The 10,918-nt window shown below is 35.0% G+C and carries 7 protein-coding genes; 6 read left to right on the forward strand and 1 reads right to left on the reverse strand.

Annotated features, from left to right (window positions below; genetic code table 11):
* Positions 1 to 19 precede the first annotated feature (19 nt).
* The gene (locus KTR06_RS18525) at positions 20 to 1,765 is read right to left on the reverse strand and encodes an ATP-dependent endonuclease (protein ID WP_151923513.1); all 1,746 of its coding nucleotides are present in this window, start codon (positions 1,763 to 1,765) and stop codon (positions 20 to 22) included.
* Between the two features lie 394 nt (positions 1,766 to 2,159).
* Between KTR06_RS18525 and KTR06_RS18530 the strand changes: the two genes are divergently transcribed.
* From KTR06_RS18530 to KTR06_RS18555, 6 genes are read left to right on the forward strand one after another with little or no spacing between them, the layout of a single operon-like run.
* Positions 2,160 to 5,423 (forward strand): helicase-related protein, encoded by a 3,264-nt coding sequence (locus tag KTR06_RS18530; protein WP_217290694.1) that lies wholly within the window; start codon positions 2,160 to 2,162, stop codon positions 5,421 to 5,423.
* 9 nt (positions 5,424 to 5,432) lie between these two features.
* Positions 5,433 to 6,083 (forward strand): DUF4391 domain-containing protein, encoded by a 651-nt coding sequence (locus KTR06_RS18535; RefSeq protein ID WP_151923515.1) that lies wholly within the window; start codon positions 5,433 to 5,435, stop codon positions 6,081 to 6,083.
* Between the two features lie 7 nt (positions 6,084 to 6,090).
* Complete coding sequence (locus KTR06_RS18540; RefSeq protein WP_217290695.1) at positions 6,091 to 6,987, forward strand: abortive infection system antitoxin AbiGi family protein; 897 nt, start codon at positions 6,091 to 6,093, stop codon at positions 6,985 to 6,987.
* Between the two features lie 4 nt (positions 6,988 to 6,991).
* Complete coding sequence (locus KTR06_RS18545; RefSeq protein ID WP_151923517.1) at positions 6,992 to 9,022, forward strand: site-specific DNA-methyltransferase; 2,031 nt, start codon at positions 6,992 to 6,994, stop codon at positions 9,020 to 9,022.
* Between the two features lie 31 nt (positions 9,023 to 9,053).
* Positions 9,054 to 10,487: an ATP-binding protein gene (locus KTR06_RS18550; protein ID WP_306462965.1), complete on the forward strand. Its 1,434-nt coding sequence runs from the start codon at positions 9,054 to 9,056 to the stop codon at positions 10,485 to 10,487.
* Positions 10,484 to 10,735 (forward strand): hypothetical protein, encoded by a 252-nt coding sequence (locus KTR06_RS18555; protein ID WP_217290696.1) that lies wholly within the window; start codon positions 10,484 to 10,486, stop codon positions 10,733 to 10,735. Before KTR06_RS18550 ends, KTR06_RS18555 begins: the two co-directional genes overlap by 4 nt.
* The last annotated feature ends 183 nt before the right edge of the window (positions 10,736 to 10,918 follow it).

A 10,918-nucleotide genomic window follows, 5' to 3' on the forward strand; every position in this document is an offset into this window, starting at 1 on the left:
GTTATCTGAACTATCTTGTTTAAATACTGTGATTTGAATCGTCTATTGAGATTGTTTTATACGTTTTTTTATCATTCTCGATTGTTTCTATCGTTTTTGCGATAGATTCTACATGTTCTTGATCATGCCGAATTTTACATTCGCCTAGTATATCTTTTAGCCAATTTAGGCAAGGAACATCTTGGTTGATATCCTTGATTGTTTCAACAAAGAGGAATGCATTCAGAGGTTTATCCTTCCCATTCGATAAGTTGTATTTATGGGCGTTCTCAAAATTAGCGTTGTGGACATATCTGTTTGATAATCCGTTTTCAATAATATTGGCAGCTTCCACTTTCTTCCATATCTTTTCATTAAGACTCCATGCTGCACTTGTTTTTTGTCCATTAACTGTATTGATTAGCTTAGAATCTACATCATGGATTGGATAATGTTTGATATGAAATGCTGTTAAGATGTCTTGGAAAAATGGAATGTTCATTTTGGAACCTGTGTTTAAGACAAAGATTTCTTTCTCTGGAAAGAACTTGTTTAATAGTTCTCTATATACAATGGTTTCAGTATCTCCTTCTACCAATAAAACCTTATCTGCATAAAAAACTTCGCATATATGAGGATTAAATCTGTTTATCATTTGTACTCTTTCTTTCGAATACATTTCTGTATAAACTCCAGTTTGTACTTGGTATGTGATAGTCTCTTCATCCTGATTTTTAACAACTCTAATAAGCGAAGAATGATCTTTCGATATGTCAATCATCATAGGTGAATGTGTGGCGCACAATATTTGATATGGTTTACCGGGAGCTGCTAGATTATACAATTCTTCGCGCAACTTAAAAGTGATTTTTGGATGTAAAAAAAGTTCTGGTTCTTCGTATAAGATAATGTACTCCTTTCGATGCGATTCTTCTTGCATATTTAATAAAAAGGTTATGAAATTGAAGAGCGCCTGTCGTATGATACCATGACCGCTTCTTTGAAAAGAATCTTTTCTGTCTATTCCATCTTTTTGTATGGTAATTGTATGATTCTTTTTTAATAGATCTTCTACTTTAATGTTTTCGGAGGTATTGGCTTCTATGCTAAGCTTTAATCCGTCAAATACGTGTTGGAAAGATTGGTTGAGTAATTCATCTTGTTGTTGGATAGTGGCACAACCAATAACGCAGTTCTGTAGATTACGTATTTCTTGAAGAACTTTTTCATATTGTTCCTGATGGTTATCTTTCAAAGATTTTAAATATTGATCTTGAATCAACTTGTTCACTTTCTCCCCTAAAGAAGCTTCATCTTCCATGGCATTTATTGAGATTGGAGTAGGGGCTGCTTTGCCGAATAAACTATCAAATCCCCCGAATCCGTTAAGAACCCAGTGTCCTTCATTAGGAGAAAATGTATATTTCTTGAAATCTTGATTAATATTGTTCCATTCTTTCTTTATTTTAATATATCCATCACTATTCACCCACTTAGTAGCCCAGTCTGGGTCTGATTTGGAATAGGATTTATCTTTATCATCATCTTTCTCTAATTCAAACCATCCTTCCATTTTTATTGTATTGGTGATATCCTGATTATAGAAATCATCTAAAGTCGCTTTCTGCTTGGAATTAGTGAAGAATTCGTAGGCTCTTAAAAAAGTGGATTTACCAGTATTGTTTTGTCCTATAAGAAATATAATATCAGACTTTTTGAACTGAATTTCATTATGCTCTCCTTTTAAACCTCTGAAATTTTGAACCTTAAATTTTACTAGCTTCATGTTTTGATTATTTGTGGTTTATAATTTGTGACAATGTCTCGATTTAAGAGATTAACCCTTTTGTTGTAAAATAAATGATTGATAAATAGTAGTTTGCAAACTCCAGGAATTTATCAGTATTAGCATTACGAAACAAAAAAATAAATACTCTTTCAATTGTACAAAAGTAGCAATAAAATTTAGCAATATCATTCCTTTTGAGGATATTTATCTTGTAAAGGATATTTTTCGTATAGAACTCGATAATCTAAAAAGAAAAAATTCGGTATTGCGGATTTGAAACTTTTGAAAAAATATTGGTATGTACAGCAATTTGAAATAACAATTTCCTATCTTTGCAATCATCATGTAGATATTTTATATCTTGACTTTTTCTTTTTATATATTAAGTAGCATGGAACTACCCAAACTGATAAATAACATAAATGAACGTGTGATAGACGATCTAAGAGTCAGATTGTCCACTAAATCGAAAGTGTCCATAGCTGCTGCTTCATTTTCTATTTATGCTTTTGAGGCATTAAAAAAAGAATTGGAGAATGTAGAAGAGTTGCGTTTTATTTTCACATCACCTACTTTTGTTAAAGATAAAGCAGAAAAGGAGAAGCGTGAATTCTATATTCCTAAGCTAAATCGCGAGCGGAATCTTTATGGTTCTGATTTTGAAATAAAACTTCGTAATCAATTATCTCAAAAAGCCATAGCCAGAGAATGTGCAGATTGGATACGTAAGAAAGTCCGCTTTAAATCTAATTCTTCATCGGAAGTAATGGGTGGTTTCTTGCAAGTGTCTGATGTTGAATCACGTTCTTATGCACCTTTTAATGAGTTCACTACAACAGAACTTGGTTTGGATAGAGGGAACAGTGTGTATTCCATGGTACATAGCTTGCCGTCGCCTTTTACAGAAGAATACCTGAAAATATTTAATGCGCAATGGAACAATAGCGAAAAATTTGTAGATGTAACGGACCGGATTTTGGAATATATTGAAACGGTTTATAAGGAAAACTCACCGGATTACATCTACTTTATCACACTCTATAATATCTTCAGCGAGTTTCTTGATGATATATCCGAAGATGTGTTGCCCAATGAAGCTACAGGGTTCAAAAATAGTGTGATTTGGAATAAACTATATAATTTTCAGAAAGATGCAGCTCTTGCTATCATCAATAAATTAGAGAAATACAATGGTTGTATTTTGGCGGATAGCGTTGGTTTAGGTAAGACTTTCACGGCACTTTCTGTGATTAAGTATTATGAAAACCGAAATAAATCCGTTTTGGTTCTGTGCCCTAAAAAACTGAATGATAACTGGATTACGTTTCGCAGTAATTATAAGAATAATCCTATCGCAGCAGACAGGTTACGCTATGATATCTTATTTCATTCAGACTTATCTCGTGAATACGGGACGTCTAATGGATTAGACCTCTCTCATATCAATTGGGGAAACTATGACCTTATCGTCATAGACGAAAGTCACAATTTTCGTAATGGTGGCAAGATTACAACTGACGAGGAAGATGAGAATCCCAGAGAAAACCGTTATTTACGTTTGTTGAATCAGGTGATTCGTGCCGGAGTGAAGACAAAAGTACTAATGCTTTCTGCTACTCCTGTCAACAATGGCTTCAAGGATTTAAAGAATCAATTGCAGTTGGCTTATGAGGGTGAAGTTGAAAAGATTGATTCTTTATTGGATACTAAAAGTAGCATTGATGATATATTCCGTCAGGCACAAACTGCATATAATAGATGGGTGAAGTTTGAACCGACGGAACGTACTACGGCTAAGTTGTTGGGAATGTTAAGCTTTGATTTTTTTGAGGTGTTAGATTCGGTGACAATTGCCCGTAGTCGAAAACATATTGAGCGATATTATGATACTACAGATATCGGTAAATTTCCTACCCGTCTGAAACCAATATCCCGCCGTCCATGCTTAACGGATTTGAGTGCAGCTATCAATTATAATGAAATTTACACCCAGTTGCAAACGTTGAATCTTGCTATATATACTCCTTCTGATTTTATATTGGCGAGCAGAATAAGTAAGTATGTAGACTTGGACGAGTCTGGCAGTGAAAGTGGGTTATCCATGCATGGACGTGAAAAGGGTATTCGTCAATTGATGGCAATCAATATGCTAAAACGTTTGGAAAGTTCAGTTAATTCATTTCGCTTGACTATTCAACGTATACAGGAACTTATCCAAAATACGATAAACAGGATAGATAACTTCTCGCGTGACAGATATGGACATACCTCTTTGGAAGTGGACGATTATTACCCATCAATGGTAGCTGAAGATGAAGAATATTATGGCTCTGCTTTTGTTGGTGGAAAAAAGACAAAGATTGATTTAGCTGATATGGATTTTATATCTTGGCGGCAGTATCTGGAATGGGATAATGAGATTCTTAACCTTCTTTTGGTGATGCTTCAAGATATTACTCCTCGTCACGACAGTAAGTTGCAACAACTTATTGAAGATTTGGAATCTAAATTCAGTCATCCTATCAATGATAAAAATAAAAAGGTCTTGATCTTCACGGCTTTTTCTGATACGGCTGAATATTTATATTCGGAACTGGCTGACCGTATTCATGATGAATATGGTTTGAATGTTGCTATGGTGACAGGTTCGGTGGACGGAATGTGTACTATCAAAAAATTAAAGCCTGACTTTAATACAATTCTTACACTCTTTTCGCCTCGTTCAAAGGAACGTGATGTCTTATTTCCCGGTTCGAATACTGAAATAGATGTACTTATTGCTACAGATTGTATATCGGAAGGTCAGAACCTGCAGGATTGCGATTATTTGATAAACTATGATATACATTGGAATCCCGTTCGTATTATTCAGCGATTTGGGCGTATAGACCGTATTGGCTCCAAGAATGAGGTGATTCAACTGGTAAATTACTGGCCTGATGTAGAGTTGGATGATTATATCAAGTTGAAAGGTCGTGTAGAGGCTCGCATGAAGGTTACTGTTATGACTGCCACTGGTGATGATAATCTTCTCTCTGACGAAGAAAAAGGGGATTTACAATACCGGAAGGAGCAGTTGAAGCGTCTACAAGAAGAAGTTGTTGATATTGAAGATATGGATACGGGTATCAATATCATGGATTTAGGACTTAATGAGTTCAGGCTAGACCTTTTGGCTTACATGAAGGATAATCCGGATATTGCTCATACTCCTTTTGGGATGAGTGCTGTTGTTGGAAGTTCAGATTTTGTGCAGCCGGGAGTTATCTATGTGTTGAAGAACCGGAACAATGGAGTAAATATCAATAATCAGAATTTACTTCATCCATTCTATATGGTTTATATAAGTCATGAGGGAGAAGTGCTTTGTGATCATTTGTCCCCTAAAACTATGCTTGACAATATGCGTGCAGCCTGTCGGGGAAAACATGAACCAGATAAAACTTTATGTTCTGTGTTCAATAAAGAAACGAAAGACGGGCGTGAGATGAGTCACTATTCTGACTTGTTGCAGGAAGCTATTCATAGCATTATTGAAGTGAAAGAAGAATCGGATATTATGAGCCTTTTCTCGGCGGGTGAAACTACTGCACTTCGAAATAAAATATCAGGGCTTGATGATTTTGAGTTAATCTGTTTTTTGGTGATTAAATAGTGAAACGTTATGTATAATCTTCCGCAATCAACTATCGTAAACAGAGTTATCCCCAAGAAAACGTTTGTAAATCAATGGGGAGCTAATACTCGCATGAAGGATCACTTCACAAATGATGTGGTTCGAGTGGAATGGTTGGCTAAGTTAGCGCCAAGTACTATTAATGTGGCAGATGGAAAAGAAGTACATGAAATCACTATCTTCCTTGTGCCTATTAAGGATGAAAATTGTCCGGATGATATTTTTTCTTTTATTGATGGTATGATACCACGACATACAATCTTTATTTTGCGTTGGGGAGATATGACTTGTTTGCACCTCAATTACAAAGAATGGATGGAAAGCAGTACGAATACGGATAAAACTTTTCGTATTGCGAAGACGTATCGTTCTCAATGGATAAAAGATACAGAAATCAGTCTTTCCATAGAGGGGTTGACGATGGATGCTATCTATGAAGCACTTGTTCGCCAAGTAGCAGGGGAGCGCATTATTGCACAAAGCGAAAGTTTACGTGAGGATGTGGAGAAATCGACTCAACGTGAAATGTTGCTTAAAGAAATAGAGATTCTAAAGTGGAAAGAAGCGAAGGAGAGGCAGCCTCGAAAGAAGTTTGCGATTCATAAACAGATTATTGAATTAGAAAGGCATATAAAGTAAGATAAAGATGGCATTAAAGCTAAACAATAATAGAATGGGTAATTGTATAAGTTCGACTTCATTATTCCATTTTACAAAAAAATCCTCTATATTAAAGAAGATTCTTAAAACTGGATTGAAATACTCTTTTTCCTGTGAATTTAAACCGGAAAATTTTGGTACAAGAGAAAATGCGGATAATTTAGTGCTACCTATAATATGCTTTTGTGATACGCCGATAATACGCGTTGAACAGCATATTGTGAAATATGGTAAATATGGTATTGGATTTGACAAAGCAAAACTTAGAGAAAAGCTAAAAGATAGTTTAAATTCTGTTTTCTATGTGAGTTCTTCTTTGTATGCAGATGCACTATCAAAATGTTATTTGATAAGTGAGAAAATAAAGGAAGATGGTCTGAATGAAATAGTATATAATCCAATTATAAGTTTGGGCCCCAATCAATTTGTAGAGGGTGAGAATTTGCAAAAACTTATAGGATTATTTTACTCTTTATTTAAGCCGTGTGATGATAATAACTTTAATTGTAACTATTATGATGAGCGGGAATGGAGGGCTATACTTCCTAATAATATTAAAGATGGTGCTTCTTGGAATTATAGATCTTCAAATTTACAAGTTGAAGATGAGCAGGGGAATGCTAGTACCATAAGCCGAGAACTTGTAAAATATATGAATAGAATTACGGAAGGAGCTTCTCAATTTTATATTAATTTTTCTCCTATTGAAATTTTAAATATAGTAAATCATATAATTTTACCTAATGAAGAAATAATGAAGTCATATATAAAATTTATACGTTCTTCAAAAGAGCTTTTTGGAACTGTAGATATTACAGATGAAATTAAAGACCAATTGATAAGTAGACTAAATACAATAGAAAGAATTAGAAAAGATTATTAATAATATGGACAAATTAAAGATGCAAACGCTTGATGGCGTTCAGAATAACATAGATAAGATTGCTGCACTTTTCCCTAATTGTATAACAGAGAAGGTAGATGAAAAAGGGCAACTAGTACATTCTATTGACTTTGATAAGCTTCGTCAAGAGTTATCTTCGGAGATAGCGGAGGGGCGTGAAGAACGTTATCAGTTTACATGGCCAAACAAGAAGAAGGCAATACTCCTTGCTAACTCACCTATCAATGCTACACTTCGGCCTTGTCGTGAAGAGAGTGTTGACTTTGATAATACACAGAATCTTTATATTGAAGGTGATAATCTTGATGTGTTGAAATGTTTGAGAGAGACGTATCTGGGTAAGGTGAAGATGATTTATATTGATCCACCTTATAACACTGGTAATGATTTTGTATATGATGATGACTTTGCTGAATCTACTTCTGAATATTTGGCTAATAGTGGGCAGTATGATGAACAGGGTAATCGACTTGTTGCTAATACGGAAAGTAATGGGCGTTTTCATACAGATTGGTTAAATATGATTTATCCACGTTTGAAGGTGGCTAGAGATTTGCTAACGGAGGATGGCGTTATTTTTATCAGTATTGATGATAATGAAGTTGTGAATTTGAAGGAAATATGTAATGAAATATTTGGATCCTCTAATTTTGTTAGCCAAATTGTATGGGAACAAGGAAGAAAATCAATGGCAGCTCAGATAGCAATTAATCATGAATATTGTTTGATTTATTGTAAGAATCGGATAGAGAATATAAAAAATGATTCGTTAAAGTCTAATCATAATTGGTCAGATAAGAAAGAAGGCCTTGAACAGATTTATAATGAATATGAGAATCTAAAAAATATATATGGTAGTGATTATAATGCAATAGAAAAAGGTATTAAGGCTTTTTATAAGAGTCTATCTGATGACAATCCTGCAAAAAGACAAAGTCAGTATAAATGTGTTGACTCTAAAGGTTTGTATTTTCCTGGAGATATAGCACAGGGGACAGGCAATGGCGGTAGGTTTGAAATATTACACCCTATTACACGTAGACCATGTAAATTGCCTAAAGGGGGGTGGAGATTTGGAGAATCTAAACTTCCTGAATTGTTACGGGAAAATAGAATACATTTTGGTGAGGACGAAACTAAGGTACCTTGTTTGAAACGCTATTTAAAAGAAACGGAATATGAAGTTGCTTCTAGTGTCTTTTATAAAGATGGGCGTGGAGCTTCCAAACGGTTACAAGTTTTATTTGATAATTCAATCTTTGATTTCCCAAAAGATGAAGAGATTATAAAACGTTTTGTTGCGTATGTTACTTCATATAATGATTCTAATGAACCTATTATTGTTTTGGATTTCTTCTCAGGTTCCGCAACAACAGCCCATGCTGTAATGAAGCTTAATGCAGAAGTTGGTGGAAATCGTAAATTTATTATGGTACAATTACCAGAAAAAACAGAACTAAATAGTGAAGCCTATAAAGCAGGTTATAAAACTATTTGTGATATTGGTAAAGAGCGTATTCGTCGTGCTGGAAAGAAGATTAAAGAAGAATTAGCAGTTAAACAACATGATGAAAGAATTACTACTAGACAAAAAGAACTGACTCTTGATATCGGTTTTCGTGTTCTCAAACTTGACAGTAGTAATATGGAGAATGTTTATTATTCTCCTGTTGAATATAGTCAACAAGAGCTTTTTGCAAAAACAGAGAACGTTAAATCAGACCGTACCGGTGAAGATCTTTTATTTCAAGTAATGCTAGAATTAGGAGCTACTCTTGATAGTAAGATTGAGCAAATAGAAATAAAAGGTAAGGCTATCTATAATGTTGCCAATAATTATCTTGTTGCTTGTTTTGATAATGAAATAGATGATAGTGTTGTTACCACTATTGCTAAAATGCAGCCCCAATATGCTGTGTTTCGCGATAGCTCGATGACAGACGACAGTACCGCCACTAACTTTGAACAGATATTTAAAACTTATTCTCCCAATACAGTAACAAAAGTACTATAAGAAACAATGAAACCGGAATAATCAGAAGTAAATGATGGATAATATAATTAAACGGCTGATTGGCGAGAATACCACTTGTGATTTCAAAGAATTTTTGGAACGCAAGCAATTCAAAAGTTGGTTGAAAAGTGTCAGTGCTTTTGCTAATGGGCTTGGCGGTTCCTTATTTTTTGGTGTAAATGATGATGGTGAAGTAGTAGGTTTGAATAATATTAAATCGGACACAGAGTTTATTAGTGATAAAATAAAGACTATAATAGATCCTATACCAGACTTTGAACTGAAAACATTCCAAACAGAAGACGGAAAAAATATTCTCGAACTTCGTGTGTTATCGGGAAGTATGACGCCTTATTATTTCGTGAATAGCGGAAGCCGTATCGCTTTTGTTAGGATGGGGGATGAAAGTGTTGTAGCCAACGCCCATCAGCTAAGCGGTTTAGTACTCAAAGGTAGAAATGTAACGTATGATTCATTATCTACGGAATACACCTTGAAAGAAATGAGTTTTAATGCATTGGCAACAGCTTATGAAAAACAAACCGGTTCTCCCTTTCAAGAAAAGTTGTTACGTTCATTCTCTCTGATTACTGACAAAGGCTTCTTGACGAATGCAGGTGTGCTTTTTTCAGACCAATGTCCTTATAGACATTCAAGTCTTTATTGCACCAGATGGACAGGTATTCATAAAGATGATGCTAAAGACTCTCGTGAATATCAGGGAAACTTATTGTCGTTGCTTGATGCGGGAGAACAATTTGTGGATTTACACAATTTGAAAGGATGGATAAAATTGCCGAATCGCCGTCTGAACACCCCTGATTACTCACGCCGTGCAGTGTTTGAAGCATTGGTTAATGCATTTATCCATCGTGATTATTCAGAGTTGGGAAGTGAAGTTCATATTGATATTTATGATGATCGATTGGTTATTTATTCTCCGGGAGGAATGTTTGATGGAACACTTATTCAAGACCGGGACTTGGATGATGTTTCATCCAAACGTCGTAATCCTATATTAGCCGATGTGTTTGCACAGTTGGATTTCATGGAAAAGAGAGGAAGTGGATTACGAAAGATATATAATGAAACGGCAAAACTTCCGGGTTTTACTGAAGCAAAAGAACCTAGATTCCGTTCGCAAGCTACTTCCTTTTATACTGAACTGCTGAATAATAATTATAGAAGTCAAACGAATGACCCTGTAAATGACCCTGTAAATGACCCTGTAAATGACCCTGTAAAATCTTTTACTTTACTGCAAAAGGACTTAATCTCATTGTTAAAAGAAACCCCGACTATAACTCGGCCTGAATTATGTGAACGTTTAAACGTAAGTCTGGCAACAATCAGAAGGGCTATAGCTCAATTAAAAGAGCTAAACATTATAGAACGAATAGGTTCAGACAAAGCAGGATACTGGAAAGTGAAATCGGGAGTGGACAAATTAATAAAAGGAAGATGATGAAACTTAAATTCAAGATACAACAATACCAAACAGATGCTGTCGAAAATGTAGTGAAGGTATTTAACGGACAGCCTAACAAGGGGTTGGCAGAGTATGTAGTGGATAAAGGAAAAACGTATGTAAAGGATAATGGTAAGCTGACAGAAGTCAAGAATATACATTTCGAAGAAGACTCTACCGGATATAAAAACGGAGATATAGTCTTGACTAAAGATGAATTATTGAAAAACATTCATCAGGTTTAGACTGAAAATAATATTCGTTTATCAAATGAGGTGGTAGACAAGCTTGGGCATTGTCAGCTTGATGTTGAGATGGAAACCGGTACAGGTAAAACATACGGTAACCATTCTATTTTCCGCGTAACCATTCTATTTTCCGCCTTGACATAAGTTGTTAGCCGCCATATCTTTGCGCCGTAACCTTTA

It is taken from the genome of Bacteroides sp. MSK.20.12 (genome assembly GCF_019052435.1).
Lineage (GTDB): Bacteria > Bacteroidota > Bacteroidia > Bacteroidales > Bacteroidaceae > Bacteroides > Bacteroides xylanisolvens.